Raw genomic sequence first — 26,889 nt, forward strand, 5'->3', positions numbered from 1 at the left:
CCGATCGGCTGCGCAGCAGTCGCAAAACCATCGCACACGGTTCAATTGACAGACCGCGGTTTCAGGTTTTGGGGCGGCTTCGCCACCCATTGGGGATGAATCCCCTCACCACAGGTTCAGTGTTTAGACTTCCTCACTCCGTCCTCCCCTGTAATAACTGCCAGTTGGAATCCCTACCTGACTCGGAGTAATGTGCCCGCCTGTCTCACCTGATTTATCCAAGGAACTGGAAATATGCTGCGTCGCCGCATGCTGATCATGTTGGGTGTTGTCTTGCTGGTCGTCCTGGTATTGGGCGGGTACAAAGCCTTTTCGATCTACACCATGATCCAGGGCTTCTCCAAACCAAAACCGCCGATCAGCGTCGCCGTGGCCCACGCCAGCGAACAGCCGTGGCAGATGCGTTTGCCCACCGTCGGCTCGCTGAAAGCCTTGCAAGGCGTCGAGCTGAGTCTGGAAGTCGCCGGCACCGTCACCGAACTCAAATTCGAATCCGGACAGAAGGTCAAGGCCGGGCAACCGCTGCTGCAACTCGACAGCGCGGTCGAGACCGCCCTGCTGGAAACCGCCAAGGCTGACCTGGGACTGGCACAACTGGACTTCGGCCGTGGCAGCCAACTGGTCGACAGCCGCGCGATCTCCAAAGGCGAGTACGACCGTCTCTCCGCCGTGTTGCAAAAGAACAAGGCCACGGTCAATCAGCTCAATGCCTCGCTGGCGAAAAAACGCATCCTCGCGCCATTCAGCGGCACCATCGGCATCCGTCAGGTGGATGTCGGCGACTACCTCGCCAGCGGCAGCAAAATCGCCACCCTGCAGGATCTGAGCAGTCTCTACGCCGACTTCTATGTGCCGGAGCAATCGGTGCCGAAACTGGCCATCGGGCAACCGGTGCAGATCGGTGTCGCAGCCTATCCAGGGCAGAACTTCCCCGGCGCCATCAGCGCGATCAACCCGATTGTCGAGAGCACCACGCGCAATATTCTGGTGCGCGCGACCCTGGCCAATCCCGACGGCAAATTGCTGCCGGGCATGTTCGCCAGCCTCAACGTGTTGCTGCCCGATCCGCAGAAACACATCGTGGTGCCGGAAAGCGCGATCACCTACACCCTCTACGGCAACTCGCTGTACGTGGTCGGGCAGAAAAAGGCCGAGGACGGCAGCGTCGAAAAAGACGACAAGGGCCAACCGGTACTGATCGCCGAACGTCGCTTCATCGAGACCGGTGAGCGCCGCGATGGCCTGGTGATGATCAACAAGGGCGTACAGAGCGGCGAACAAGTGGTGACTGCCGGCCAGATCAAACTGGACAACGGCGCACACATTGCCATCAGCGACGACAAGACCCTCGGCGAGCAGAACAGTCCGCCTCGCGCCGACTGATCAAGGAATCCCCATGGCTTTTACCGATCCGTTCATCCGCCGCCCGGTGCTCGCCACCGTGGTCAGCCTGCTGATTGTGCTGCTGGGTTTCCAGGCCTGGAGCAAGCTGCCGCTGCGCCAGTACCCGCAAATGGAAAACGCCCTGATCACGGTGACCACCGCCTACCCCGGGGCCAACGCCGAGACCATTCAGGGCTACATCACCCAGCCGATGCAGCAAAGCCTGGCCAGCGCCGAGGGCATCGACTACATGACCTCGGTCAGCCGGCAGAACTTCTCGGTGATCTCGATCTACGCGCGCATCGGTTCCAACACCGACCGTTTGTTCACCGAACTGCTGGCCAAAGCCAACGAGGTCAAGAACAAACTGCCGCAGGACGCCGAAGACCCGGTACTGAGCAAGGAATCGGCCGACGCCTCGGCGCTGATGTACATCAGTTTCTTCAGCAAGGACTTGAGCAACCCGCAGATCACCGACTACCTGTCGCGGGTGATCCAGCCGAAACTGGCGACCCTGCCGGGCATGGCCGAGGCGGAGATTCTCGGTAATCAGGTATTCGCCATGCGCCTGTGGCTCGACCCGGTGAAGCTCGCCGGTTTCGGCCTCAGCGCCAGCGACGTGACCAACGCGGTGCGCCAGTACAACTTCCTCTCCGCCGCCGGCGAGGTGAAGGGCGAATACGTGGTCACCAGCATCAACGCCAACACCGAACTGAAATCCGCCGAAGCCTTCGCGGCGATTCCGCTCAAGGTCAATGGCGACAGCCGCGTGCTGCTCAGCGATGTCGCGCGGGTCGAGATGGGCGCGGAAAACTACGACTCGATCAGCTCGTTCGGCGGCACGCCGTCGGTGTACATCGGCATCAAGGCCACACCCGGGGCCAACCCGCTGGACGTGATCAAGGAAGTACGCAAGCTGATGCCGGAGCTGGAAGCGCAATTGCCGCCCAACCTCAAGAGCGAGATTGCCTACGACGCCACCCAGTTCATTCAGGCCTCGATCGACGAAGTGGTGAAAACCCTGTTTGAAGCGGTGCTGATCGTGATCGTCGTGGTGTTCCTGTTCCTCGGCGCGTTGCGCTCGGTGGTGATCCCGGTGGTGACCATCCCGCTGTCGATGATCGGCGTGATGTTCTTCATGCAGATGATGGGCTACTCGATCAACCTCCTGACCCTGCTGGCGATGGTGCTGGCCATCGGTCTGGTGGTAGATGACGCGATTGTGGTGGTGGAGAACATTCACCGACACATCGAGGAAGGCAAGACGCCGCTGGAGGCCGCACTGGAAGGTGCGCGGGAAATCGCCATGCCGGTGGTGTCGATGACCATCACCCTGGCGGCGGTGTATGCGCCGATCGGCTTCCTCACCGGGCTGACCGGGGCCTTGTTCAAGGAGTTCGCCCTGACCCTGGCCGGCGCCGTGGTGATCTCCGGGATCGTCGCCCTGACCCTGTCGCCGATGATGTGCGCCCTGCTGTTGCGCCACGAAGAAAACCCCAGTGGCCTGGCGCACCGCCTCGACCGCATTTTCGACGGTCTCAAGCGCCGCTACCAGAGCATGCTCCACGGCACATTGAACACGCGGCCGGTGGTGCTGGTGTTCGCGGTGATCGTGTTGTGCCTGATCCCGGTGTTTCTCAAGTTCACCAAGTCGGAACTGGCGCCGGACGAGGATCAGGGCATCATCTTCATGATGGCCACGGCCCCCCAGCCGACCAACCTCGATTACCTGAGCACTTACACCGACGAATTCATCAAGATCTTCAAGGAGTTTCCGGAGTACTACTCCTCGTTCCAGATCAACGGCTACAACGGCGTGCAGGCGGGCATCGGTGGCTTCCTGCTCAAGCCGTGGAACGAGCGCAGCCGCACGCAGATGCAGATCCTGCCCGAGGTGCAAGGCAAACTGGCGAGTATCCCCGGCCTGCAGATTTTCGGTTTCAACCTGCCCTCCTTGCCCGGCACCGGTGAAGGTTTGCCGTTCGAATTCGTGGTCAATACCGCCAACGACTACGAATTGCTGCTGCAAGTGGCCGACCGGATCAAGAAACGTGCGATGGAGTCGGGCAAGTTCGCCTTCGTCGACCTCGATCTGGCGTTCGACAAGCCGGAAGTGGTCGTCGATATCGACCGTGCCAAAGCCGCGCAGATGGGCGTGTCGATGCAGGATCTGGGCGGCACCCTGGCGACGCTGCTGGGTGAGGCGGAAATCAACCGTTTCACCATCGAAGGCCGCAGTTACAAGGTGATTGCCCAGGTCGAGCGACCGTACCGCGAAAACCCCGGCTGGCTGAACAACTACTACGTGAAGAACACCCAAGGCGAGCTGCTGCCGCTGTCGACCCTGATCAAGGTCAGCGACCGGGCGCGACCGCGCCAGCTCAACCAGTTCCAGCAACTCAACGCGGCGAAGATTTCCGGATTCCCGCTGGTCAGCATGGGCGAGGCCATCGACACCGTGCTGCAGATCGCCCGGGAGGAAGCGCCAGCCGGGTTTGCCTTCGACTATGGCGGCGCCTCGCGCCAGTACGTGCAGGAAGGCAGCGCTCTGTGGGTAACCTTCGCCCTGGCGCTGGCGATCATTTTCCTGGTGCTGGCGGCGCAGTTCGAGAGTTTCCGTGATCCGCTGGTGATTCTGGTGACGGTGCCGCTGTCGATCTGTGGTGCGTTGATTCCGCTGTTCCTTGGCTGGTCGAGCATGAACATCTACACCCAAGTCGGACTGGTGACCCTGATCGGGCTGATCAGCAAGCACGGGATCCTGATCGTCGAGTTCGCCAACCAGCTGCGCAAGGACAAGGGCCTGACCGCGCGCGAAGCGGTCGAGGAAGCGGCGGCAATCCGCTTGCGCCCGGTGTTGATGACCACGGCGGCGATGGTGTTCGGCATGGTGCCGTTGATTCTGGCGACCGGTGCGGGCGCCGTGAGCCGGTTCGATATCGGCACCGTGATTGCAACGGGGATGTCGATCGGCACCCTGTTTACGCTGTTTGTGCTGCCGTGCATCTACACCCTATTGGCGAAACCCGATCCGAAATAACAGCGATTTACCTTTGTGGGAGCGGGCTTGCTCGCGAAAGCGCCAGGTCAGTCAACAGCAATGCTGAATGTGCCGGCCCCTTCGTGAGCAAGCCCACTCCCACCCTTGATCGCGGCAAGCCCCCCAATCCTTCATCCACCACAGTCCCCTGTGGGAGCGGGCTTGCTCGCGAAAGCGTCAGGTCAGTCAGCAGCAATGCTGAATGTGCCGGCCCCTTCGTGAGCAAGCCCACTCCCACCCTTGATCGCGGCCAGCCCCCCAATCCTTCATCCACCACAGTCCCCTGTGGGAGCGGGCTTGCTCGCGAAAGCGCCAGGTCAGTCAACAGCAATGCTGAATGTGCCGGCCCCTTCATGAGCAAGCCCACTCCCACCCTTGATCGCGGCAAGCCCCCCAATCCTTCATCCACCACAGTCCCCTGTGGGAGCGGGCTTGCTCGCGAAAGCGCCAGGTCAGTCAACAGCAATGCTGAATGTGCCGGCCCCTTCGTGAGCAAGCCCACTCCCACCCTTGATCGCGGCAAGCCCCCCAATCCTTCATCCACCACAGTCCCCTGTGGGAGCGGGCTTGCTCGCGAAAGCGCCAGGTCAGTCAACAGCCATGCTGAATGTGCCGGCCCCTTCCTGAGCAAGCCCACTCCCACCCTTGATCGCGGCAAGCCCCCCAATCCTTCATCCACCACAGTCCCCTGTGGGAGCGGGCTTGCTCGCGAAAGCGTCAGGTCAGTCAACAGCAATGCTGAATGTGCCGACCCCTTCGTGAGCAAGCCCACTCCCACCCTTGATCGCGGCAAGCCCCCCAATCCTTCATCCACCACAGTCCCCTGTGGGAGCGGGCTTGCTCGCGAAAGCGTCAGGTCAGTCAACAGCAATGCTGAATGTGCCGGCCCCTTCCTGAGCAAGCCCACTCCCACCCTTGATCGCGGCAAGCCCCCCAATCCTTCATCCACCACAGTCCCCTGCGGGAGCGGGCTTGCTCGCGAAAGCGCCAGGTCAGTCAACAGCAATGCTGAATGTGCCGGCCCCTTCGTGAGCAAGCCCACTCCCACCCTTGATCGCGGCCAGCCACCAATCTCCATCTTTCGCCGATCCCACAGGGGAATAGTGTGATCCCTGGAACACGCGCAATAAAAAAGGCCTCGCATCTGCGAGGCCTTTCATTTTGGCTTCAATCGGTTCAACTCTGTGGCCTCATCCCTTGAGAAAGTCCGAACATGAACAACAACAGATCATGGTCAGGTTTAGTCGCCACGGAGGCTTTCGCCACCCGTGGTACTGCGCAGTGAGCATCGCCTGTGGTAGCACCGATCACCTGCATGCGGGGCTGCTCCCAGGCCGCCACCGCCAATGAAGCAACTGCCAAGGCTCCAACCAAAAACAAACCTCGTGCAATTTCGAGTTTCATCGCTATAAACCTTTGATAGCGCTGCCAAACGCCGTCTCATAAAAGTAGACGAGTTTTTTCCAGTCCGTGTCGCTGAACGACGAATGGCGACGCAATTGCTTCATGTCATGGGAGGCCGCGCGATAAGCGGTCAGACGCTGACGGCATTTCTCCAGATCGATCAATGCCACTTCGACCTGAGCCGAATCACCTTCGCCGGTCACCCGTACAAAAACGTGTTTGATGTAGATGCAGCTGTGCTGCCAACGGCCCTTGTGCATGCGCGCGAGGTTTTCGGCCAGGTCTTTGAGGACGCGCTCGTAAACGGCTTCGCCATATTGGGCACGGCCGCCGGCGGCTTCCCACTTCTCCAGTTCGTCGAAACCGTCCAGCGACTTGGTCACCAGCAGCGCACGCCACTTGTGTTGCGGATCGGGCTGCGCGCCGCAGAAGACGATTTGCGGGACGCGTACACCGAGACGGCTGACACCGGTCAGGGCATCCAGCTCTCGCAAGACTGTCGGCCGGCCGAAAGGATGCAGCCAACTGCGATAGATATGTCCGGTCTGGCGCTTGGCATACAGTAACTGGCCGTCACGGCCCACGACTCGTTGCACACCACTTTCCCCGCCACGGCGCACGTTGGGTTCTTCCACCCATTCACCGCGCTGGTTCCAGTAGTAGTCGAAGCGATCCTGGGGAGCGACTTCCGTTTCTGCTGCTATTTGCACCGCCATCCTGTTACCTCTTGCGTAATACGTAAACCCGCCACATGGCATACAGCGGAATGAAGTCCAGTTGTTCCTGAATGCGAAAACCTGCGTCTTCGAACTCTTTTTCTACTGTCACAGCCGGTAACACAAACCGGTTTTGGTAACCTTCCTGCCCACGGCGCTGTTCAGCGCGTTTGCGTTTCCAGGCCTTGAAATTACCGTCCACCCACAACGAAATGATTACGCTGTCACGGGTGACACGCTCGAATTCGCGCAAAATCGTCCGCCGATGTTCGGCTTCACCGATGTGATGCAGCAAACGCATGCAGAAAATGCTGTCGACGGCGTTATCAGGTAAGGCAATGTCGAACGCTGACGTGTGCAAAGGTTGTACCCTTTTCACCACATCAGCCGGCTGCGCCTGCATCGCGGTCTTGATCATAGACTCGGAATTGTCCGCGCCAATGATCACCCGATTGGGTTTTTCCGCCAGCAACGGCCAGAAACGCCCTGCACCACACGGCAGATCCAGAACCAGCCCCGGCTCGCCCGCCAGCGTCAGTGCCTTGCGGGCCAGCTGCTCGTCCCGCCAATGTGACAACCGACGACCTAAACCGTCCTGGTGCTTGCGCAAATATTTTTGTGCATGCTGGTCATCATACTTTTCGGAAAAATCGAGCTTGATCGGACTGCTCATTTCAGGACTCCTGAATAACTGACGCCCCTACCATAGGTAGTGGCATGTCAGCGTCAGGTCGTCCCTTTGTGAAAATTACGTCAGGTAAACCGGCAAACTATTACAGGGTTTTACAGGGAGAAAGCAATAGCGCGGGGCCATCAGCTGAATCCGGCGGCCACTGATGATTCAATACTGCCGTTCAATCCCCTTCGCGAGCAGGCTCGCTCCCACCTTTGTACCGCAGATATCTGTGGGAGCGAGCCTGCTCGCGAAGGCGTCATCGAATACCAGCACTCAGGGCGCGGCCGCTTGGGTTTGGGGATCAACGCTGCCCCAGCGTCACCTCAAAGCGGCAACCATTGGGCTGCATGGTGCTCAACGTCACCTCCCAGCCTTGGTTCTCGCAGATCCGCTGCACCAGCGACAAGCCCAGGCCCAAGCCTTCGCCGCGCTTCTCATTGCCGCGTACGAAGGGCTGGAACATGGCCTCACGTTTTTCCTCGGGAATGCCGACGCCCGAGTCTTCGACGACGAAGCCGTTGTCGTTGAGCGTCAGGCGGATGAAGCCCTGCTCGGTGTAGTGGCAGGCGTTGCGCAACAAATTGCCCATGACCGCGCTGAGCAGAGTCGCGTTGAAGCGAGTGTCCGGCGGATTGCCCGGCTCGAACATCAGCTGCAGCCCTTTCGATTCGATCGGTTCACGCCAGATACTCAACAAGCCATCGGCCACCTGACTGATGTTCTGCTGCGGTGCCGAACCGGCGTCTTCACGCTGGGCGCGGGCGAGCATCAGGAAGGTCTGCACCAGTTCACGCATTTCTTCGCTGGCGCGGGCGATGCGCTCGACCTGGGCACGACCGCGTTGATCCAGCCCCGGATTTTCCAGCAGCAGTTCACAGGAACTCGCCAGCACCATTAACGGTGTGCGCAGCTCGTGGCTGACGTCACTGGTGAACAGCCGCTCCCGAGTCAGTGCCTGACGCAGGCGCCCCAGCGTGGCATCGAACGCCACCGCCAGTTCGCCGACTTCGTCAGCCGCATAGTCCGGCGCCAGTGGCGGCGCCAGACCGAGCAACTGATCGCGATGCCGTACTTGCCGTGCCAGGCGCACCACCGGCGCCATGACCTTGCGCGCCAGCACCCATCCGAGGAATACCGCCAGCGCCAGACTGAGCACAAAGCCCACCAGCACCACGGCAAACAGCACGCGCTCGCGCTCTTCGAAATCGCTTTGATCCTGCAGCAGCACGTAGCGCCGACCGTCGACGATCTCGACCATCGCGTGATACGACAGCTGCTCGCGGAACACTTCGTGGAACCCCGCATCGAGGTGACGCAGATCCTTGGGCAGCTCGAAATCACCCGGTCCGCCGCTGAAATAGAACAACTGGTCCGGTTCCGGGCGATGGCTCCAGTCCGATACGTTGTCCATCAGCAGCAGACGCTGCAGGTCGCCGCCCAGCCCCGCCGAAATCAGTTTCTCCTCCACCAGGTGCACGGTCGCCACGATGCCCATGGCGAAGGCCCCGGCCACCAGCGCACTCATCAGCGCAAAGGCGATGATGATCCGCTGGGAAAGGCTTTGCTTAAACTCCATCACGCCCCTCGGCCAAGCGGTAACCCACGCCGTGCACGGTTTGCAGCAACGGCTTGGCAAATGGCTTGTCGATCACCTGACGCAATTGGTGGACGTGGCTGCGCAGGCTGTCGCTGTCCGGGCAGTCATCGCCCCACAGCGCTTCTTCGAGAATTTCCCGGCGCAGGACATGCGGACTCTTCTGCATCAAGACTGCCAGCAGCTTGAGGCCGACCGGGTTGAGCTTGAGCAGCTTGCCCTCGCGGGTCACTTCCAGCGTGTCGAGATCGTAGGTCAGGTCACCCACCTGCAGCGCACGGCGTCCGCCACCCTGAGTCCGGCGCATCACCGCCTCGACCCGCGCCGCCAGCTCGGACAGGGCAAACGGTTTGACCAGATAATCGTCGGCCCCGGACTTGAAGCCCTGCAGCCGGTCGTCCAGTTGATCGCGGGCGGTGAGCATGATCACCGGCGTATCGCGCCGGGCATCTTCACGCAGGCGCTTGCACAGGGTGTAGCCGTCGATCCCCGGCAGCATGATATCGAGCACGATCAGGTCGTAATGCTCGGTGGCAGCCAGATGCAGGCCCGACAAGCCGTCCTGGGCGCAATCGACGGTATAGCCTTTGAGCCCCAGGTAATCGGCCAGGTTGGCCAGGATATCGCGGTTGTCTTCGACCAATAGAATTCGCATTGGCATCTCCTCCGTACACAGTGACGGCCGTCATGGCCCGCGCAGCTTAAGGCCAACGCCGTTTCAGGGCTAGGGCCGACAGGTGTGCAAATCAATTTGCCCAGGCAAATTAAATGTTTAACAAAGTTTTCACTATCGATTCACAACCTGACTACAGTGACGCCGCGAAACTCGCGCGCCATTGATATAAGGAAAACTAGACAATGGACCTTCTCAAGACCGCGCCCGTGCGCTTTCTGCTGCTCATCACCGGCGCCTGGCTGGTCATCTTTCTTCTGACTCGAGCGGTACTGCTGCTGACTCACCTGGATGAGGCCGGCGGCTTCGCCCTGTCGGTGTTCGGCATCGGCGCGCTGTACGACCTGGGTTTCCTGGCCTATGCGGCATTGCCGATGGGCTTGTACCTGCTGCTCTGCCCGCCGGGCCTGTGGCGGCGTCGTGGACATCGCGGGTTTCTGCGCGCCCTGCTGACAGTCAGCCTGTTCGCCATGCTGTTCGTGGCAGTGGCCGAATGGCTGTTCTGGGACGAGTTCGGCGTGCGATTCAACTTCATCGCCGTCGATTATCTGGTGTACTCGGACGAAGTGCTGAACAACGTCCTCGAGTCGTACCCGATCGGCAAACTGCTGAGCCTCCTCGGCGTGCTGGCCGTGGTGATCAGCTTTGCCTTGGGCAAGCCGTTCAATGCTGCCATGAATGCCCCGCTGCCGTCGTTGCGCGGGCGTCTGCTCAGTGCCCTGGGCCTGTTGATCGTTGCGGGCCTCAGCCTGCAACTGCTCAGCCAGGACGCCCCGCGTGCCCAGGGCGGCAACGCCTACCAGAACGAACTGGCCAGCAACGGCCCGTATCAGTTCTTCGCCGCGTTCCGTAACAATGAACTGGACTACACCCAGTTCTACAAGAGCCTGCCGGCGGAAAAAGTCGCCAGCCAGATCCGCGCCGAGCTGAGCGAAAGCGACGCACGCTTCATTGGCAAGGATCCACAGGACATTCGCCGGGTGATCGACAACCCGGGCACCCCGCGCAAGCCAAACATTGTGCTGGTGACCATCGAAAGCCTCAGCGCCAAGTACCTGGGCAGCAATGGCGACGGTCGCAACCTGACGCCAAACCTCGACGCGTTGCGCAAGCAGAGCCTGTATTTCAATAACTTCTACGCCACCGGCACCCGCACCGATCGCGGTCTGGAAGCGATCACCCTGGCCATCCCGCCGACGCCGGGCCGCTCGATCGTCAAACGCATCGGCCGTGAAAGCGGTTTCGCCAGCCTTGGCCAGCAGTTGAGCGCGGTGGGTTACGACAGCGTGTTCGTCTACGGCGGACGCGGCTACTTCGACAACATGAACGCGTTCTTCAGCGGCAACGGCTATCGTGTCGTCGACCAGAGCAGCGTCGATGAAGCCGAGATCCACTTCAAGAACGCCTGGGGCATGGCCGACGAAGATCTGTATCGTCAGACCCTGAAACTGGCGGATGCCGACTACGCCAAACAGCAGCCGTTTCTGCTGCAACTGATGACCACCTCCAACCATCGCCCTTACACCTACCCCGACAACCGGATCGACATCAAATCCGGCAACGGCCGTGATGGTGCGGTGAAGTACACCGACTATGCGATTGGTCAGTTCCTGGAGCAGGCGCGGCAAAAGCCGTGGTTCGACAATACGATCTTCATCTTCGTCGCCGACCACACCGCGGGCAGCGCCGGCAAGGAAGACTTGCCGATCGCCAACTATCAGATTCCGCTGTTCATCTACGCGCCGAAAATGATCGAAGCTCGCGAGAGCGCGCAACTGGCCAGCCAGATCGATCTGGCCCCAACGCTGCTGGGCTTGCTCAACCTGGATTACACCTCGACGTTCTTTGGTCGCAACCTGTTGCAGGACAACCCGTTGCCACCGCGCGTGGTGGTCGGCAACTACCAGCACCTGGGTCTGTTTGATGGCAAGGATCTGGCGATCCTCAGCCCGCGCCAAGGCTTGCGCCGGCATGACGATGCGTTGACCGAAAGCCGCGAGTCGCGGGTCAGCAGCGACGATCCGCTGGTCAGCCGGGCCATTGCGTATTACCAGGCGGCCAGTTATGGCTTCAAACAGCAGTTGTTGAGCTGGAAGCCGGCGAAGGACAGCACTGTCCAGGTCAGCGAACAGTAACCGTCAATAGAAACGCCCCGGGCTGATGCACCGGGGCTTTTTTTTTGCGCAACCGGTTATCACAGGAAATCCAGATCCCAATGTGGGAGCGAGCCTGCTCGCGAATGCTGTGCATGCGTCACAGCTGTAGTGACGGGGTGATTGCTTTCGCGAGCAGGCTCGCTCCCACAGGGGATGGTGTGAAGCCTGGAGTCCGGGCAATAAAAAACCCCGCCTGCTCAGCGCAGGCGGGGTTTTTCGTTACAGGGGTAAGGCTGGCTTACATCATGCCGCCCATGCCACCCATGCCGCCCATGTCTGGCATACCGCCGCCAGCCGAGCCTTCTTTCTTCGGTGCATCAGCAACAGCCGCTTCGGTGGTCAGGATCAGACCGCCGATCGAGGCTGCAGCTTGCAGAGCGGAACGGGTTACCTTGGTTGGGTCCAGGATGCCCATTTCGATCATGTCGCCGTATTCGCCCGAAGCAGCGTTGTAACCGAAGTTACCTTTGCCGTTCTTCACTTCGTTGACGACTACGCTTGGCTCGTCACCGGAGTTGGCCGCGATCTGGCGCAGCGGCGCTTCAACAGCGCGACGCAGTACAGCGATACCGACGTTCTGGTCAGCGTTGTCGCCGGTCAGTTCGGTCAGGGCTTCCAGAGCACGGATCAGCGCAACGCCACCGCCAGGTACCACGCCTTCTTCAACGGCTGCACGGGTTGCGTGCAGGGCGTCTTCAACGCGGGCCTTCTTCTCTTTCATTTCAACTTCGGAACCAGCGCCAACCTTGATCACTGCAACGCCGCCGGACAGCTTGGCCAGACGCTCTTGCAGTTTTTCACGGTCGTAGTCCGAGGAAGTTTCGGCAACCTGGGCACGGATCTGAGCGATACGGGCTTCGATGTCGCCTTGTACGCCAGCACCGTCAACGATGATGGTGTTTTCCTTGGACAGGGTCACGCGCTTGGCGTTACCCAGGTGCTCCAGGGTGGTGCTTTCCAGGCTCAGGCCGATCTCTTCGGAGATCACGGTACCGCCGGTCAGAACGGCGATGTCCTGCAGCATGGCCTTGCGACGGTCGCCGAAGCCTGGAGCCTTGACGGCTGCAACCTTGACGATGCCACGCATGTTGTTCACGACCAGAGTCGCCAGGGCTTCGCCTTCAACGTCTTCGGCAACGATCAGCAGTGGACGGCCGGCTTTGGCAACGGCTTCCAGCACTGGCAGCATTTCGCGGATGTTCGAGATCTTTTTGTCGACCAGCAGGATCAGCGGGCCGTCGAGCTCGGCAACCATGGTGTCCGGCTTGTTGACGAAGTACGGGGACAGGTAGCCACGGTCGAACTGCATGCCTTCTACAACCGACAGTTCGTTTTCCAGGCCCGAGCCTTCTTCAACGGTGATCACGCCTTCTTTACCGACTTTTTCCATGGCTTCGGCAATGATGTCGCCGATGGAGTTGTCGGAGTTGGCGGAGATGGTGCCGACCTGAGCGATAGCCTTGGTGTCAGCGCATGGCTTGGACAGGGCTTTCAGCTCTTTGACGATCGCGATGGTCGCTTTGTCGATACCGCGCTTCAGGTCCATCGGGTTCATGCCGGCAGCGACGGCTTTCAGGCCTTCGTTGACGATCGATTGAGCCAGAACGGTCGCGGTGGTAGTACCGTCACCAGCGTCATCGTTGGCACGGGAGGCAACGTCTTTGACCAGCTGCGCGCCCATGTTTTCGAAGCGATCTTCGAGTTCGATTTCCTTGGCGACGGAAACGCCGTCCTTGGTGATGGTCGGAGCGCCGAAGCTCTTCTCGAGAATCACGTTACGGCCTTTCGGGCCCAGGGTCGCTTTTACCGCGTCAGCCAGAACGTTGACGCCTTTGAGCATCTTGGAGCGAGCGGCATCGCCGAACTTAACTTCTTTAGCAGCCATGATCGATATTCCTTAAATACTTTGTAGTAACGGGAAAATGAACGGGGGGTATCAGCCTTCGATAACAGCGAGGATTTCGTTCTCGCTCATTACCAGCAGGTCTTCGCCGTCGACTTTCACAGTGTTGCTGCCGGAGTAAGGACCGAACACAACCTTGTCGCCTTCCTTCACGGACAGTGCACGCACTTCACCGTTTTCCAGAGCCTTGCCCGGGCCTACAGCGAGAATCACACCGTGGTTGGCTTTTTCAGCAGCCGAACCTGGCAGGACGATACCGCCAGCGGTTTTCTTTTCTTCTTCGCTGCGACGGATGACGACGCGGTCATGCAGAGGACGAAGCTTCATTGTCGATCTCTCCTAATTGTGGTTTTCATCGGCCGGTGTAGTCCCGGCGGGTTTAACAAATCCGGCCTGCGCCGGTTGCGGTTCGTCGAGCAAACCGCGGAAGTCTGTCCGGCTTGAATGCCGGAAACCTTTCGGTGACCGATACATAAGGGCGCATAAGCTTATTACAAGGGCGGGGGCAGAAAATTTTTCATCGGTTGCCCCTTGAATGCCGCGCATAAAGAAACGGCACCCGAAGGTGCCGTGTCGAAGCAGGGGTTACTTGCTGTCGCGATGTTCGAACTCGCCTTCGATCACATCACCCTCGCGGCCCAGAGGCTGGCGCGGTGCAGGACCGCCACGCGGTTGCAGGTCGTCGGCGAAGGCACGCTGACGAATTGCCTGTTCTTCGGCGCGCTGGCGCATCTTGTTCGCCAGCAGGCGACGGGTAAACGGCAGCAGCATCACCAGACCGACCACGTCGCTGATGAAGCCCGGCAGGATCAACAGGCCACCGGCCAGTGCCAGCATCAGGCCTTCAAGCATGGTCTGCGCGGGCAATTCACCGCGGTTCAGGCTTTCACGGGCACGCAGTGCCGTGGCCAGACCGGCGACGCGCAGTACGAACACACCGAACATCGAGCCGAGAATGATCAGCAGCAGGGCCGGGAAAAACCCGATCGCCCCTGCCACTTTGACGAATACGAACAGCTCCAGCACCGGAAACAGCAGAAAGAGCAACAAAAAAGGGCGCATCAAAGATTCCTCAACGCAAGAAATGCCTTGCAGTAAGCCTTAGATGACGTCGCCCTTTCGTGAATTCAAGCGTCAGCCACCGCATTTTTTTGGCCAGACCTCGGCGTGAGCCAGAGAAACCAAGGCCTCGCGCACTTGTATCGGCGTATGACAAGGCGCTGGAAACGCCAGCCAATACAGTGCCTGACCGATGCGCAAGTGCATGCCTTCGCTGTCGATTCCGGCCAGTTGCGCCGGTACGGTTTTCGGCAACCCGCTGAGTTCGACGTAGTGGGCAATGGCTTTGGCGTGATCGCTGTTCATGTGCTCGACCATGCTGATTTCCGCCTTGCCGGCAAACGGGTTGGCCAGGGTTACTTGATCGACCCAGTGAATCGCACCGAAACCGCCGATGTAGCGGTGCCGCACCGGATTGAGCACCCAGAAATCAAAGTCGTGGGCCTTGTGATAGTTCTGCGAGTCGGGGAAATACCGGTAGTAACGCTCGGCGGCGGCTTCGATGGCAGCCGGGTCTTCGAGCTTCTGCGCTTCGGCCAGGTAGGTCAGGCGACCAACGGCCTGCACGTCGTCGGCCTCACGCTCACCTACCAGCAGCGAACATTTCGGATCTTTCTGCAGGTTGTGGGTGTGCTGGGCGATGCGGCTGATCAGGATCAGCGGGCGGCCCTGCTCATCCAGGCAATACGGCACCACCGAGCCAAACGGGAAACCGGGCATTGATTTGGAGTGGGTGGACAATACGCCACGGTATTCCTTGAGAAGCAATTCTCGGGCATTCTTGGCCGCTTCAACGCTCAATTTATGACTCCTTAATTAGAATCCGTCGAAAAAACGGACAGGCGCCTGGGGATAAGTCCCGGTCACGCCATCGGGCAATGCTCATGTGCAATCCGGCCATAACCGGTACGGATCGAGCGTCGCCAATAACAAAAACCACTCAGACCGGCTATCGGGGCATGCGAATGCAACTCAACGACAAAGTAATCATTATCACCGGCGGTTGCCAGGGTTTGGGCCGTTCCATGGCCGAGTATTTCGCCGGCAAAGGCGCGAAGCTCGCGTTGGTCGACCTCAATCAGGAAAAACTCGATGACGCGGTGGCAGCCTGCAAGGCCAAGGGCGTCGAGGCGCGCAGCTATCTGTGCAACGTGGCCAATGAAGAACAGGTTGAGCACATGGTCGCGCAGGTTGCCGAAGATTTCGGCGCGATCCATGGCCTGATCAACAACGCCGGGATCCTGCGTGACGGCCTGCTGCTCAAGGTCAAGGACGGCGAAATGACCAAGATGAGTCTGGCCCAGTGGCAGGCGGTAATCGACGTCAACCTGACCGGCGTGTTCCTGTGCACCCGTGAAGTGGCGGCGAAAATGGTCGAGCTGAAGAACAGCGGCGCGATCATCAATATTTCTTCGATCTCCCGAGCCGGTAACGTCGGCCAGACCAACTACTCCGCCGCCAAGGCTGGCGTGGCCGCAGCCACTGTGACCTGGGCCAAGGAGCTGGCGCGCTACGGCATTCGCGTGGCAGGCATTGCGCCGGGCTTCATCGAAACCGAGATGACCCTGGGCATGAAGCCGGAAGCGTTGGAGAAGATGACTTCGGGGATTCCGCTCAAGCGCATGGGCAAGCCGGAAGAGATCGCCCATTCGGCGGCGTACATCTTCGAGAACGACTATTACACCGGGCGGATTCTGGAGATGGATGGCGGTTTGCGGATCTGACTGCCAATCAGAAACCAATGTGGGAGCGAGCCTGCTCGCGAAAGCGGTGGATCAGACAATTCATCGGTTGAATGACACGCCGCATTCGCGAGCAGGCTCGCTCCCACATTAGATTGTGTTTCTGCTTATCAATCGTCACTGATGCTGATATTAGGCATCGCCGGTGTCGCCGCTTCCTGCAACACAATGCGTGCGCCGACGTGGCGGGCCAGTTCCTGATAGACCATGGCAATCTGGCTGTCCGGTTCGGCGATCACCGTTGGCTTGCCGCCATCGGCCTGCTCGCGGATCAGCATCGACAGCGGCAGCGAGGCCAGCAGTTCGACGCCGTATTGGGTCGCCAGCTTTTCGCCACCGCCCTCACCGAACAGATGTTCGGCATGTCCGCAGTTCGAGCAGATGTGGACCGCCATGTTTTCCACCACGCCCAGCACCGGAATGTTGACCTTGCGGAACATTTCCACGCCTTTGCGCGCGTCCAGCAACGCCAGATCCTGCGGCGTGGTGACGATCACCGCACCGGCCACCGGGACTTTTTGCGCCAGGGTCAGCTGGATGTCGCCGGTGCCTGGCGGCATGTCGATGACCAGATAATCCAGGTCGCCCCACGCGGTTTGCGTCACCAGTTGCAGCAGCGCGCCGGAGACCATCGGCCCGCGCCAGACCATCGGCGTGTTGTCGTCGGTCAGGAACGCCATCGACATGACTTCGACACCGTGGGCCTTGAGCGGCACGAACCACTTCTGATCCTTGACCTCGGGGCGGGTGCGCTCGGGGATGCCGAACATGATGCCCTGGCTCGGGCCATAGATATCGGCGTCGAGAATCCCCACCTTGGCGCCTTCGCGGGCCAGCGCCAGCGCGAGGTTGGCCGCCGTGGTCGACTTGCCCACACCGCCCTTGCCCGAAGCCACGGCGACCACGTTCTTGACGTTGGCCAGGCCCGGGATCTGCGCCTGGGCCTTGTGCGCGGCGATCACGCTGTTGACCTCGACCTTGGCGATCGTCACCCCATCGAGGTTTTCGATGGCCAGTTGCAGCAACTGCGCCCAGCCGCTCTTGAACAGACCGGCGGCGTAACCGATTTCCAGCTGCACGTTGACGCGATCACCGACGATCTCGATGTGCTTCACGCAACCGGCGCTGACCGGGTCCTTGTTCAGGTAGGGGTCGGTGTATTGGCTGAGGACGGCTTCCACCGCTGCGCGAGTGACGGCACTCATGGGCAACTCCGATAACAAGACTGGGAAAAGATGGCGGGTATCGTACGCTGGACGCAGATTTGTGGCGAACTGATTACTTCAACCCGTTAACCCTTGTGGCGAGGGGATTTATCCCCGATCGGCTGCGCAGCAGTCGCAAACCATCACCGGCAGTGTGTCTGACAGGCCCTGATATCGGGTTTGGGGGCGGCTTCGCCACCCATCGGGGATGAATCCCCTCGCTACAAATGCTCTCAAAGTACCCAGCGGCACAGGGTGAAAAATATGCGCCAGCGCTTTATAGTGGCCGACCTCCGTTTCATCAAGTAGCGAAGCCCCACATGTCCGAACCACGCAAGATCCTCGTCACCAGCGCCCTGCCCTACGCCAACGGTTCGATTCACCTTGGCCATATGCTGGAATACATCCAGACCGATATGTGGGTGCGCTTCCAGAAGCATCGCGGCAATCAATGCATCTATGTCTGCGCCGACGACGCCCACGGTTCGGCGATCATGCTGCGCGCGGAAAAGGAAGGCATCACCCCGGAACAACTGATCGCCAACGTGCAGGCTGAACACAGCGCCGACTTTGCCGAGTTCCTGGTCGACTTTGACAACTTCCACTCCACTCACGCCGAAGAAAACCGTGAGCTGTCGAGCCAGATCTATCTGAAGCTGCGTGACGCCGGGCACATTGCCCAGCGCTCGATCACCCAGTATTTCGATCCGGAAAAGAAAATGTTCCTGGCCGACCGCTTCATCAAGGGCACCTGCCCGAAATGCGGCACCGAAGACCAGTACGGCGACAACTGCGAAAAATGCGGTGCGACCTACGCGCCAACCGATCTGAAGGATCCGAAGTCGGCGATCTCCGGCGCCACTCCGGTGCTCAAGGATTCCCAGCATTTCTTCTTCAAACTGCCAGACTTCCAGCAGATGCTGCAGACCTGGACCCGCAGCGGCACCTTGCAGGACGCCGTGGCCAACAAGATCGCCGAGTGGCTGGACGCCGGCCTGCAACAGTGGGACATCTCCCGCGATGCGCCGTACTTCGGTTTCGAGATCCCGGACGAGCCGGGCAAGTACTTCTACGTGTGGCTGGACGCGCCGATCGGCTACATGGCCAGCTTCAAGAACCTCTGCAACCGCACGCCGGAGCTGGACTTCGACGCGTTCTGGGGCAAGGACTCCACCGCCGAGCTGTACCACTTCATCGGCAAGGACATCGTCAACTTCCACGCCCTGTTCTGGCCTGCCATGCTCGAAGGCGCCGGTTTCCGCAAGCCGACCGGGATCAACGTGCACGGCTACCTGACCGTCAACGGCCAGAAGATGTCCAAGTCCCGTGGCACTTTCATCAAGGCCCGTACCTACCTGGATCACCTGTCGCCGGAATACCTGCGCTACTACTACGCGGCCAAACTGGGCCGTGGCGTCGATGACCTCGATCTGAACCTCGAAGACTTCGTGCAGAAGGTCAACTCCGACCTGGTCGGCAAAGTGGTCAACATCGCCAGCCGCTGCGCCGGTTTCATCCACAAGGGCAACGGCGGCCTGCTGGTCGACAACAATGCCGCGCCAGAGCTGACCGAAGCCTTCCTCGCCGCAGCACCAGGCATTGCCGACGCCTATGAAGCCCGCGACTTTGCCCGCGCCATGCGTGAAACCATGGCCCTGGCCGACCGCGCCAACGCCTGGATCGCCGACAAGGCCCCATGGTCGTTGAACAAACAGGAAGGCAAGCAGGATGAAGTCCAGGCGATCTGCGCCACTGGCATCAACCTGTTCCGCCAGCTGGTGATCTTCCTCAAACCGGTGCTGCCACTGCTGGCCGCCGACGCCGAGGCATTCCTCAACGTCGCCCCGCTGACCTGGAACGACCACACCACGCTGCTGGCCAACCATCAGTTGAACGAATTCAAGCCGTTGATGACTCGCATCGACCCGGTAAAAGTGCAAGCCATGACCGACGCCTCGAAAGAAGACCTGACCGCCAGCCAGACCGACACCGGTGCCGCCGCGCCTGCGGGCAACGGCGAACTGGCCAAGGATCCGCTGTCGCCGGAAATCGACTTCGACACCTTTGCTGCCGTCGACCTGCGCGTGGCTTTGATCGTCAAGGCTGAACACGTGGAAGGTGCGGACAAGCTGCTGCGCCTGACGCTGGACATCGGTGACGAGCAGCGCAACGTGTTCTCCGGGATCAAGAGCGCTTACCCGGACCCGTCGAAACTCGACGGTCGCCTGACCATGATGATCGCCAACCTCAAGCCGCGGAAAATGAAGTTCGGCATCTCCGAAGGCATGGTGATGGCCGCCGGCCCTGGCGGTGAAGAAATCTACCTGCTGAGCCCGGACAGCGGGGCCAAGCCGGGTCAACGCATCAAGTAAGACCCAGCGCTGAAACGATCCCACAGGCATGTTCTGCAGGCCTGTGGGATTTTTCATATCTGGCCCACCCATCGCGGGTGCCGGATAATGCCTAACCTTAAGTGACACCCGCCCGTTGCTGCCGGCAGAACCATGACCGAACTTGCGCTTACGCTGATCAGTGCCGCCCTGCTCAACAACTTCGTGTTGCACTGGCCGCTGGGTGTCGATCCGCTGCTGGCCGGCAGTCGGCGCCAAGTGCATGCGCTGGGGTTGGCGACGGCGTGCCTGATGCTGAGCGTCGGCTTCATCGGGTACGTGCTCTGGCACTGGCTGCTGGTGCCGCTGCAACTGCAGGCACTGCAGCTGTTTGTATTCTTGCCGCTCAGCGTGCTGCTGATCGCGCCGCTGCTGAAGCTGTTGGCTCGTGCGCTGCCAGACTGGCCGTTCGACGGACTGTGGCCGCTATTGCTGGGTAATGCCGGCGTACTGGGGCTGGCCTTGATCAACGCGCAAAATGATCGCGGCCTGCTGCAAGCAACAGCGCTGAGCATCGGCGCCGGGCTGGGTTTCTGGCTGGTGCTGAGCCTGTTCAGCGACTTGCGTGAACGCACGGCGGACAACGACATACCCCTGCCCTTTCGCGGCTTGCCGATCGACCTGATCGGCGCCGGACTGATCGCAGTGATTTTTCTCGGATTCAGTGGACTGATCAAAACATGAGTCTGATTCAACTCATCGATGCCCTCCTGCCGCAGACCCAATGCGGCAAATGCGGCCACCCCGGGTGCAAGCCCTATGCGCAAGGCATCGTCGATGGCGAACCGATCAACAAGTGCCCGCCCGGCGGTGACGAAACCGTCGCCGCCCTGGCTGAACTGTTGAACGTGCCGGTGCTGGAACTGGACGTCAGCCGTGGCTCGGCACCGCCACAAGTGGCGTACATCCGCGAGGCCGAGTGCATCGGCTGCACCAAGTGCATCCAGGCCTGCCCGATCGACGCCATCGTCGGCGCGGCGAAACTGATGCACACCGTACTGATTGACGAATGCACCGGTTGCGACCTGTGCGTGGCGCCGTGCCCGGTGGACTGCATCGAGATGCATCCACTGCCGCTCGGCACCTTGCCGGTGGTCGGTGGCCTGGCTTCCAGCCTTGAAGAACTGCGCGCACGCGCGGCCAAACGCGATCATGCGCGCCAGCGTTTTGAACGCCGCAATGCCCGCCTGCAGCGCGAAGAACAGCGGAAACAGGCTGAACGCGAAGCCCGGGCGCAGCGTGCAGCGCAACCGGCGGTGGTTACTCTCGATCCGGTGCAGGCGGCTCTGGAACGGGTGCGCGCGCAGAAAGCCGCAACCGCCGACGCGGCATTGAAGAAAGCCAAAATCGATGTCGCCATGAGTCGCGCGCAATTGCACAAATCGCTAAAAGCCTTCGGCCATCCACCGACCTTCGAACAGCAATCGCAACTGATCGTGTTGCAACAGCAGTTTGAAGCCGCCGAACAGGTGTTGGCGAAACTCGAAAGCAGCGCCGCCACCGCTCCAGCCGCTGCGGCCCCGGTTCCGGCGAAAGACGCCGACCTGAAACGGGCGAAAATCCAGCTGGCCATGCGGCGCGCCGAATTGAAAAAGGCCCAGACCGCCGAAGCGCCAGCCGAGCAAATTGCCACGCTGGAACAGGCACTGCGTGATGCCGAGCAAGCCCTTCACGCCGCCGAGACGGCGAGCGAGCAGCCTGCGCCTGACCTGGTGCGGGTGGAAAAGCGCCCGCTCGACAACCAGCTTCGCCAGTTGAAAACCGAACTGGCCTACGCCCGCGCCGACCTGAGCAAACTCGAACGCCGCGCCGACACGCCGAACAACATCCTCGACAAGGCCCGCGCCCGCCTGCAGGCCGCCGAGCGTCAGGTGCAAGATCATGTCGCCCCGTGAAGCACCGGATGATCGCCTGCAACAGGCGATGATGCGGGTGCTACTGGCCACGCTGCCGGGGCTGTTGGCGTTGTTCTGGTTTTACGGCTGGGGCGTGTTGATCAACCTGATCCTGGCGGCGAGCACCGCGCTGCTGATCGAGGCTGGCGTCGCCCGCCTGCGCCGACAACCACTGCAACCAACGTTCAGCGATGGCAGCGCACTGGTCAGCGCGACACTGCTGGCCGCCGCCATGCCACCTTATTGCCCATGGTGGCTGACAGTTACGGCGGTGGCTTCGGGCCTGCTGTTCGGCAAACATTTATACGGTGGCATCGGCAAGAATCCGTTCAATCCGGCCATGCTCGGTTTCGCCCTGGCGATGCTGCTGTTCCCGGAGCCAATGACCCACTGGCCGGCGCATGGCATGAGTCTGCAGGCCGCTTTTGCACAGGTCCTGAATCTGGGCCAGGCTCCGGATGCCTGGGTTCAAGCCACCGCGCTGGACAGCCTGCACATCAACAAAAGTCTGACCATGGATGAATTGTTCGCGGCCAATCCGGCGTTCGGCCGTTTCGGTGGACGCGGCGTGGAGTGGATCAATCTGGCGTTTCTCGCCGGTGGACTGTTTTTATTGCAGCGCCGGGTGATTGCCTGGCAAGCGCCAGTTGGCATGCTGGCCAGCCTGTTTTTCGTCAGCCTGCTCTGCTGGAACGGTTCGGGTTCGGATTCCCACGGCTCGCCGCTGTTTCATCTGCTGAGCGGCGCGACCATGCTCGGTGCGTTTTTCATCATTACCGAACCGGTATCCGGCGCCAAAAGTTCGCTGGCCCGACTGCTGTTCGGCGTGGGTGTCGGCTTGCTGACCTACCTGATCCGCACCTGGGGCGGCTACCCGGACGGTGTCGCGTTTGCCGTGTTGCTGATGAATCTGTGTGTACCGGCTCTGGAACGTTTTGCCGCTGCCCGCCAGACGCAGGTGCAATCATGAGCCGCGCAGCTGCTTTCGTGGCGCTTGTGCTGCTGGCCGGTGCCGGTCTCGGCCTGACCTATGTCGTGCAGCGCGCCAGTGCGCCGCAGATTGCCAGCGAGCAACGCCTGCTCGACAGCCGCAAATTGCTGGATGTGCTAGCGCCCGATGCCTACGACAATCGGCCGCTGGAGCAGCCGCTGGCGCTGACTGATACAACGTTGAGCCACAGCACGCTGCTGGCAGGTTACCGCGCAAGCAAATCCGGTCAGCCGGTGGCAGTGTTGTTGCGCACCCAGACCGAGGGCTATGCCGGCGCTATCGAACTGCTGATCGCCATCGATGCCAACGGAAAACTGCTGGGGGTAAAAACCCTGCGGCACAACGAAACCCCGGCGCTCGGCGGACTCATCGGCGACTGGCCGAACCACTGGCTGGCGACATTTACCGGCAAGTCGCGCAACTCACCTGACGACGCAGGCTGGGCTCTGAAAAAAGATCAGGGACAGTTCGATCAACTGGCCGGGGCAACCGTCACTTCCCGGGCTACCGTCAATGCCATTCATGACGCCCTGCGTTACTTTGATGAGCACCGCGCAACCTTGCTGGGGAGCGGATCATGATCCGGCCAACGAATCTGACAAACACGTTGATGCTGATGCTGCTGCTTGGCACCAGCGCGACCTTGGCTGGCGCGCTGGGCATGCTGTTGATGTCGAGCGTTGTGGTGGTAATTTACGGCGCATGCATCGGCCCGCTGCGCTCGCGGTTGTCTGGCAACAACCTGATGCTGGCCAGTCTGCTGCTGGCCGCCACCCTGACCAGTTGCGCCAATATCCTCGCGCAGCGCTGGGCGTTGCAGTGGCAACAGTCAGTCGGAATCTATGCCGGGCTGATCGCCTTGCAGTGTGTGGTGCTGGAATACAATGGATTCTTTCGTCAGGCGTTTGCCCAGCGCCTTAAGTTTTTTGGCCTGTCGAGCGGGCTGCTACTGGCGCTGGCGGCACTGCGTGAACTGTTCGGTCAGGGCCACATCGGCCGTGGCCTGTCGGAACACTGGCAAGGCCTGGTTCTGTTCAGCGACGGGCTGCACTTGCTCACCCTGGTTCCCGGCGCCTTCATCGTGCTCGGACTACTGCTCGCCGCCTGCCAGGCCTGGACCCGCTCGACCGCTCTCTCCAAGGAAACACATCACCCATGAATGCCGCCAAACGTCTGGAAATTTTCCGCAGACTTCATGAAGACAATCCCGAGCCGAAGACCGAGCTGGCCTATTCCTCACCGTTCGAGTTGTTGATCGCGGTCATTCTTTCGGCGCAGTCAACCGACGTCGGCGTCAACAAGGCTACGGCCAAACTGTTCCCGGTGGCCAATACCCCGGCGGCGATCCACGCGCTGGGCGTCGAAGGGCTGTCCGAATACATCAAGACCATCGGCCTCTATAACAGCAAAGCGAAAAACGTGATCGAGACCTGTCGCATGCTGGTCGAGTTGCACAATGGCCAAGTCCCGCAGACGCGTGAAGAACTGGAAGCGCTGCCCGGCGTCGGTCGCAAGACAGCCAACGTGGTCCTCAATACCGCTTTTCGCCAGTTGACCATGGCGGTCGACACGCACATTTTTCGCGTGAGCAACCGCACCGGCATTGCCCCGGGTAAAAATGTGGTTGAAGTGGAAAAGAAGCTGATGAAGTTTGTGCCAAAAGACTACCTGCTGGACTCCCACCACTGGCTGATTCTGCACGGTCGCTATGTGTGCCTGGCGCGCAAGCCACGCTGTGGCAGCTGCCGCATCGAAGATTTGTGTGAGTACAAACACAAAACCTCGGACGATTGATTGGCTATTGGAATAATTGATTCTTCGATTGAAAAAATCTTTTTTACCCGCAGCAGGAATATCGATATAAGGGGCGCCAAAGGCAGTCTTAGCCTGGAGTTCACCTTATGACTGACAGCAAAGAACAACTGGACGTAGATGAAGATTTTACCGTTGTGGATACCGACGACGCCGAACCGGTGGTCGAGGTCGCCAAGACCAATCTGAGTAAACGTCGCACCATCGATAACCTGCTTGAGGAGCGCCGACTGCAAAAGCAGTTGGCCGATTACGATTTTGATCTCTGACACTTGAAAGCCTCCCGAACCGGAGGCTTTTTACTTTCTGCTGAATCCGACACTGAGCGGCCCATGCCCCGTCGGTATTCCTGATCATCAGACCAGTCCGTTGCGTTGTGCCAATTCAATCAGATCCACCAGCGAGCGGGCATTGAGCTTCAATAACAGACGGGTCTTGTAAGTGCTGACCGTCTTGTTGCTGAGAAACATGCCGTCGGCGATTTCCTTGTTGGTCTTGCCACGCGCCAATTGCTGCAACACCATCATTTCCCGCCCGGAGAGGCGATCCACCATATCGGCCTCACTGGCATTACCAAGACTGGTACGCACGGTGTGCAGGGCCTGGTTTGGAAAATAGCTGTAGCCGGACAGTACCGCTTTGATCGCACTGAGCAACTCAGTCAAATCCTGTTGCTTACATACATACCCCGCAGCACCTGACTGCATGCAGCGCATTGAAAAATGACCCGGTGCCTGGGAGGTCAACACCAGTACTTTCAACGGCATGGGTGTCGAGTTCAGACGCGCAATAACTTCAAGACCATCGAGTTTCGGTATTCCAATATCCAGAATAACGATATCCGGCATCTGTTCACGCGCAAGTTGCAAAGCATCCACACCATTATCCGTTTCTGCAATGACTTCGTAGCCATGACGCTCCATCAGCATACGCACAGCAAGACGAATGACGGGATGATCATCCACGATCAGCACTTTATTCATGGGCAAGTCCAGTTTCGCTGTTCGAATTTTTAGAGCACGCACAATAGCCCAGTCACTTCTGACATGGCACAAGAGAGTTTCATTGCAATCCCAGCAAAAGACATTCCCTACAGCAAATAAAGATTATTCCTACAAAAAAACCCATACGGCAGATTTTCAAATGGGATGACGTATCTTCTGGCCTTCACATCGACGCAAAAAACATGACGTCCTGAAAGCCACGCGAACTCTACTTTCGAGGCAGACGGCTCAGCGAGCGGCTGAAAAAACACGATAATCCATTGACTGCACATCGCTACACAGCGCCAGCCCCGGCAGCTTATAAGTTTAAATAAACAACGTGAAAACAATCAAAAACCCTTTGATAGATCAACATCTGAAACAAGATACTTCTATCCAAACGTTATCATTTAATATAAAAATTATCTCGACCAGCAAGTTGCAACACCCCATACAAAACAACTCAACATACGTATTGGAAATACACAATTAATGAGCACCTTCCATGATAAAAATCAGAAGAAAAATTACCAATCCCATGACTGTAATTGCGATATTTGCATTTATTTCCGAATCATCGGCTGCCATTTCCTTACCCTTTCTTGATAACGCCGAAAGAGAAGTCTACATCTGGTTCCTGATCAGCTTTCCGTTTTACTTGCTATTGCTATTATTTTTAACGCTGAACTTCAACTACCGTTCGCTCTATGCGCCCTCGGACTTCGATAAGGACGACAGTTTTCTAAAAAGTTTCGAGGAGTTGAAACAGCCCGAGCTCCACTCCTGTTCGCCTCCAGCAAGAGCGTTTGTGGTAGCAGGTGAAGTATCAGCTGCCAACGGATTGGAGTGGACGTTGTCTGTTCAACGCGTTGACCTCAGGCAACTCCCTCCTTGCAGCGCTGGCGAATCCTGCCCGGAGCGACCGTGGATTGAGCACAACATTCAGCTGCCTAAATCCATCGGCACATTGTGCGCCATAGACGTACGTCGGTTGGGTAGCGCACAGGCGTTCAATGCGCTGGCAGAACACTTTCCGCATCTTGGCAAACACTCAGCCAAGGCAGTGGTATTTTTGACCGACTCTGCGTGCGACGTTTTGCTCAAGCAAATTATCCCGAGCCTTATCAAACAGTCGAAAAAAAGCGGAGGCGCCAAACTTCTCGTCGCTTACAACGTGAGCACACAAAGCACCACGGTTTTGAGAGGAGCATGAGCGCAGAGTAGATGCCTGAAGTGGACATTCAAGAAAATGCTGGAGTTGGCGGCA

24 protein-coding genes are annotated in these 26,889 nt (G+C 59.5%); 13 read left to right on the forward strand and 11 right to left on the reverse strand.

Features of this window, described 5'->3' with window-relative positions; genetic code table 11:
• Window positions 1–234 precede the first annotated feature (234 nt).
• Complete coding sequence (locus ACOYXG_RS20940; protein ID WP_150368560.1) at window positions 235–1,383, forward strand: efflux RND transporter periplasmic adaptor subunit; 1,149 nt, start codon at window positions 235–237, stop codon at window positions 1,381–1,383.
• A 13-nt stretch (window positions 1,384–1,396) separates the two neighbouring features.
• Window positions 1,397–4,423: a multidrug efflux RND transporter permease subunit gene (locus tag ACOYXG_RS20945; RefSeq protein ID WP_097086029.1), complete on the forward strand. Its 3,027-nt coding sequence runs from the start codon at window positions 1,397–1,399 to the stop codon at window positions 4,421–4,423.
• Between the two features lie 1,176 nt (window positions 4,424–5,599).
• Here ACOYXG_RS20945 and ACOYXG_RS20950 read toward each other — a convergent pair.
• The 5 genes from ACOYXG_RS20950 to ACOYXG_RS20970 form a co-directional block, all read right to left on the reverse strand.
• Window positions 5,600–5,827 (reverse strand): hypothetical protein, encoded by a 228-nt coding sequence (locus ACOYXG_RS20950; protein ID WP_025111684.1) that lies wholly within the window; start codon window positions 5,825–5,827, stop codon window positions 5,600–5,602.
• Between the two features lie 2 nt (window positions 5,828–5,829).
• Entirely contained in the window at window positions 5,830–6,543 is a 714-nt protein-coding gene (locus ACOYXG_RS20955; protein WP_096795130.1) for a lipopolysaccharide kinase InaA family protein, read from the reverse strand.
• Window positions 6,544–6,547: 4 nt separating this feature from the next.
• Window positions 6,548–7,216 (reverse strand): class I SAM-dependent methyltransferase, encoded by a 669-nt coding sequence (locus tag ACOYXG_RS20960; protein ID WP_027612050.1) that lies wholly within the window; start codon window positions 7,214–7,216, stop codon window positions 6,548–6,550.
• A 304-nt stretch (window positions 7,217–7,520) separates the two neighbouring features.
• Entirely contained in the window at window positions 7,521–8,795 is a 1,275-nt protein-coding gene (locus tag ACOYXG_RS20965) for a sensor histidine kinase (protein WP_097086030.1), read from the reverse strand.
• Window positions 8,785–9,468 (reverse strand): response regulator transcription factor, encoded by a 684-nt coding sequence (locus tag ACOYXG_RS20970; RefSeq protein WP_025111688.1) that lies wholly within the window; start codon window positions 9,466–9,468, stop codon window positions 8,785–8,787. Before ACOYXG_RS20970 ends, ACOYXG_RS20965 begins: the two co-directional genes overlap by 11 nt.
• 203 nt (window positions 9,469–9,671) lie before the next feature.
• Here ACOYXG_RS20970 and ACOYXG_RS20975 point away from each other — a divergent pair, with 203 nt between their 5' ends.
• Entirely contained in the window at window positions 9,672–11,621 is a 1,950-nt protein-coding gene (locus ACOYXG_RS20975; RefSeq protein ID WP_336840550.1) for an LTA synthase family protein, read from the forward strand.
• A 259-nt stretch (window positions 11,622–11,880) separates the two neighbouring features.
• Here ACOYXG_RS20975 and groL read toward each other — a convergent pair whose 3' ends face one another.
• The 4 genes from groL to ACOYXG_RS20995 all read right to left on the reverse strand — a co-directional run bounded on the left by groL (window position 11,881) and on the right by ACOYXG_RS20995 (window position 15,405).
• Entirely contained in the window at window positions 11,881–13,527 is a 1,647-nt protein-coding gene (gene groL / locus ACOYXG_RS20980) for a chaperonin GroEL (protein WP_007964008.1), read from the reverse strand.
• Between the two features lie 51 nt (window positions 13,528–13,578).
• Entirely contained in the window at window positions 13,579–13,872 is a 294-nt protein-coding gene (locus ACOYXG_RS20985; RefSeq protein ID WP_007916610.1) for a co-chaperone GroES, read from the reverse strand.
• Between the two features lie 258 nt (window positions 13,873–14,130).
• Window positions 14,131–14,607 carry an FxsA family protein gene (locus ACOYXG_RS20990; RefSeq protein ID WP_096795133.1) on the reverse strand — a complete coding sequence of 159 codons (477 nt, stop codon included), beginning with the start codon at window positions 14,605–14,607 and terminating at the stop codon, window positions 14,131–14,133.
• A 72-nt stretch (window positions 14,608–14,679) separates the two neighbouring features.
• Window positions 14,680–15,405, reverse strand: a complete 726-nt coding sequence (locus tag ACOYXG_RS20995; RefSeq protein WP_460353768.1) for a HugZ family pyridoxamine 5'-phosphate oxidase — start codon at window positions 15,403–15,405, stop codon at window positions 14,680–14,682.
• 164 nt (window positions 15,406–15,569) lie between these two features.
• Between ACOYXG_RS20995 and ACOYXG_RS21000 the strand changes: the two genes are divergently transcribed.
• Window positions 15,570–16,328: an SDR family oxidoreductase gene (locus ACOYXG_RS21000; protein ID WP_016773416.1), complete on the forward strand. Its 759-nt coding sequence runs from the start codon at window positions 15,570–15,572 to the stop codon at window positions 16,326–16,328.
• A gap of 128 nt (window positions 16,329–16,456) precedes the next feature.
• On the opposite strand, the gene apbC is transcribed toward ACOYXG_RS21000, so the two are convergent.
• Window positions 16,457–17,551, reverse strand: coding sequence for an iron-sulfur cluster carrier protein ApbC (gene apbC / locus ACOYXG_RS21005; protein ID WP_460353771.1), 1,095 nt, complete (start codon window positions 17,549–17,551; stop codon window positions 16,457–16,459).
• A 320-nt stretch (window positions 17,552–17,871) separates the two neighbouring features.
• On the opposite strand from apbC, the gene metG reads away from it, so the two are divergent.
• The 8 genes from metG to ACOYXG_RS21045 all read left to right on the forward strand — a co-directional run bounded on the left by metG (window position 17,872) and on the right by ACOYXG_RS21045 (window position 24,908).
• Complete coding sequence (metG, locus tag ACOYXG_RS21010; RefSeq protein ID WP_127648295.1) at window positions 17,872–19,923, forward strand: methionine--tRNA ligase; 2,052 nt, start codon at window positions 17,872–17,874, stop codon at window positions 19,921–19,923.
• Window positions 19,924–20,055: 132 nt separating this feature from the next.
• Entirely contained in the window at window positions 20,056–20,625 is a 570-nt protein-coding gene (locus tag ACOYXG_RS21015) for an electron transport complex protein RnfA (RefSeq protein ID WP_103367379.1), read from the forward strand.
• A complete protein-coding gene (gene rsxB / locus ACOYXG_RS21020) occupies window positions 20,622–21,836 on the forward strand; it encodes an electron transport complex subunit RsxB (RefSeq protein ID WP_247268017.1) in 1,215 nt (404 codons plus the stop codon). The genes ACOYXG_RS21015 and rsxB overlap by 4 nt, the downstream gene beginning before the upstream one ends.
• Window positions 21,823–22,806 (forward strand): RnfABCDGE type electron transport complex subunit D, encoded by a 984-nt coding sequence (locus ACOYXG_RS21025; protein ID WP_460353774.1) that lies wholly within the window; start codon window positions 21,823–21,825, stop codon window positions 22,804–22,806. The genes rsxB and ACOYXG_RS21025 overlap by 14 nt, the downstream gene beginning before the upstream one ends.
• Window positions 22,803–23,408 carry an RnfABCDGE type electron transport complex subunit G gene (locus ACOYXG_RS21030; protein ID WP_460353777.1) on the forward strand — a complete coding sequence of 202 codons (606 nt, stop codon included), beginning with the start codon at window positions 22,803–22,805 and terminating at the stop codon, window positions 23,406–23,408. The genes ACOYXG_RS21025 and ACOYXG_RS21030 overlap by 4 nt, the downstream gene beginning before the upstream one ends.
• Complete coding sequence (locus tag ACOYXG_RS21035) at window positions 23,405–23,986, forward strand: Rnf-Nqr domain containing protein (RefSeq protein ID WP_460353780.1); 582 nt, start codon at window positions 23,405–23,407, stop codon at window positions 23,984–23,986. Before ACOYXG_RS21030 ends, ACOYXG_RS21035 begins: the two co-directional genes overlap by 4 nt.
• Window positions 23,983–24,621, forward strand: a complete 639-nt coding sequence (gene nth / locus ACOYXG_RS21040; protein WP_095136956.1) for an endonuclease III — start codon at window positions 23,983–23,985, stop codon at window positions 24,619–24,621. The genes ACOYXG_RS21035 and nth overlap by 4 nt, the downstream gene beginning before the upstream one ends.
• 107 nt (window positions 24,622–24,728) lie before the next feature.
• Window positions 24,729–24,908, forward strand: coding sequence for a PA3496 family putative envelope integrity protein (locus ACOYXG_RS21045; RefSeq protein ID WP_027612063.1), 180 nt, complete (start codon window positions 24,729–24,731; stop codon window positions 24,906–24,908).
• An 87-nt stretch (window positions 24,909–24,995) separates the two neighbouring features.
• Here the strand turns inward: ACOYXG_RS21045 and ACOYXG_RS21050 are convergent, their stop codons facing one another.
• Window positions 24,996–25,622: a response regulator transcription factor gene (locus tag ACOYXG_RS21050; RefSeq protein ID WP_003227711.1), complete on the reverse strand. Its 627-nt coding sequence runs from the start codon at window positions 25,620–25,622 to the stop codon at window positions 24,996–24,998.
• A gap of 505 nt (window positions 25,623–26,127) precedes the next feature.
• Here ACOYXG_RS21050 and ACOYXG_RS21055 point away from each other — a divergent pair.
• A complete protein-coding gene (locus tag ACOYXG_RS21055) occupies window positions 26,128–26,835 on the forward strand; it encodes a hypothetical protein (protein WP_460353784.1) in 708 nt (235 codons plus the stop codon).
• Window positions 26,836–26,889: the final 54 nt, after the last annotated feature.

It is taken from the genome of Pseudomonas sp. G3-39, from assembly GCF_054790485.1.

What these genes read in the sequence shown, in the direction of transcription:
- ACOYXG_RS20940 (WP_150368560.1), top strand. Translation starts at nt 235, where the DNA reads ATGCTGCGTCGCCGCATGCTGATCATGTTGGGTGTTGTCTTGCTGGTC.
- ACOYXG_RS20945 (WP_097086029.1), top strand. Translation starts at nt 1,397, where the DNA reads ATGGCTTTTACCGATCCGTTCATCCGCCGCCCGGTGCTCGCCACCGTG.
- ACOYXG_RS20950 (WP_025111684.1), bottom strand. Translation starts at nt 5,827, where the DNA reads ATGAAACTCGAAATTGCACGAGGTTTGTTTTTGGTTGGAGCCTTGGCA.
- ACOYXG_RS20955 (WP_096795130.1), bottom strand. Translation starts at nt 6,543, where the DNA reads ATGGCGGTGCAAATAGCAGCAGAAACGGAAGTCGCTCCCCAGGATCGC.
- ACOYXG_RS20960 (WP_027612050.1), bottom strand. Translation starts at nt 7,216, where the DNA reads ATGAGCAGTCCGATCAAGCTCGATTTTTCCGAAAAGTATGATGACCAG.
- ACOYXG_RS20965 (WP_097086030.1), bottom strand. Translation starts at nt 8,795, where the DNA reads ATGGAGTTTAAGCAAAGCCTTTCCCAGCGGATCATCATCGCCTTTGCG.
- ACOYXG_RS20970 (WP_025111688.1), bottom strand. Translation starts at nt 9,468, where the DNA reads ATGCGAATTCTATTGGTCGAAGACAACCGCGATATCCTGGCCAACCTG.
- ACOYXG_RS20975 (WP_336840550.1), top strand. Translation starts at nt 9,672, where the DNA reads ATGGACCTTCTCAAGACCGCGCCCGTGCGCTTTCTGCTGCTCATCACC.
- groL (WP_007964008.1), bottom strand. Translation starts at nt 13,527, where the DNA reads ATGGCTGCTAAAGAAGTTAAGTTCGGCGATGCCGCTCGCTCCAAGATG.
- ACOYXG_RS20985 (WP_007916610.1), bottom strand. Translation starts at nt 13,872, where the DNA reads ATGAAGCTTCGTCCTCTGCATGACCGCGTCGTCATCCGTCGCAGCGAA.
- ACOYXG_RS20990 (WP_096795133.1), bottom strand. Translation starts at nt 14,607, where the DNA reads ATGCGCCCTTTTTTGTTGCTCTTTCTGCTGTTTCCGGTGCTGGAGCTG.
- ACOYXG_RS21000 (WP_016773416.1), top strand. Translation starts at nt 15,570, where the DNA reads ATGCAACTCAACGACAAAGTAATCATTATCACCGGCGGTTGCCAGGGT.
- apbC (WP_460353771.1), bottom strand. Translation starts at nt 17,551, where the DNA reads ATGAGTGCCGTCACTCGCGCAGCGGTGGAAGCCGTCCTCAGCCAATAC.
- metG (WP_127648295.1), top strand. Translation starts at nt 17,872, where the DNA reads ATGTCCGAACCACGCAAGATCCTCGTCACCAGCGCCCTGCCCTACGCC.
- ACOYXG_RS21015 (WP_103367379.1), top strand. Translation starts at nt 20,056, where the DNA reads ATGACCGAACTTGCGCTTACGCTGATCAGTGCCGCCCTGCTCAACAAC.
- rsxB (WP_247268017.1), top strand. Translation starts at nt 20,622, where the DNA reads ATGAGTCTGATTCAACTCATCGATGCCCTCCTGCCGCAGACCCAATGC.
- ACOYXG_RS21025 (WP_460353774.1), top strand. Translation starts at nt 21,823, where the DNA reads ATGTCGCCCCGTGAAGCACCGGATGATCGCCTGCAACAGGCGATGATG.
- ACOYXG_RS21030 (WP_460353777.1), top strand. Translation starts at nt 22,803, where the DNA reads ATGAGCCGCGCAGCTGCTTTCGTGGCGCTTGTGCTGCTGGCCGGTGCC.
- ACOYXG_RS21035 (WP_460353780.1), top strand. Translation starts at nt 23,405, where the DNA reads ATGATCCGGCCAACGAATCTGACAAACACGTTGATGCTGATGCTGCTG.
- nth (WP_095136956.1), top strand. Translation starts at nt 23,983, where the DNA reads ATGAATGCCGCCAAACGTCTGGAAATTTTCCGCAGACTTCATGAAGAC.
- ACOYXG_RS21045 (WP_027612063.1), top strand. Translation starts at nt 24,729, where the DNA reads ATGACTGACAGCAAAGAACAACTGGACGTAGATGAAGATTTTACCGTT.
- ACOYXG_RS21050 (WP_003227711.1), bottom strand. Translation starts at nt 25,622, where the DNA reads ATGAATAAAGTGCTGATCGTGGATGATCATCCCGTCATTCGTCTTGCT.
- ACOYXG_RS21055 (WP_460353784.1), top strand. Translation starts at nt 26,128, where the DNA reads ATGATAAAAATCAGAAGAAAAATTACCAATCCCATGACTGTAATTGCG.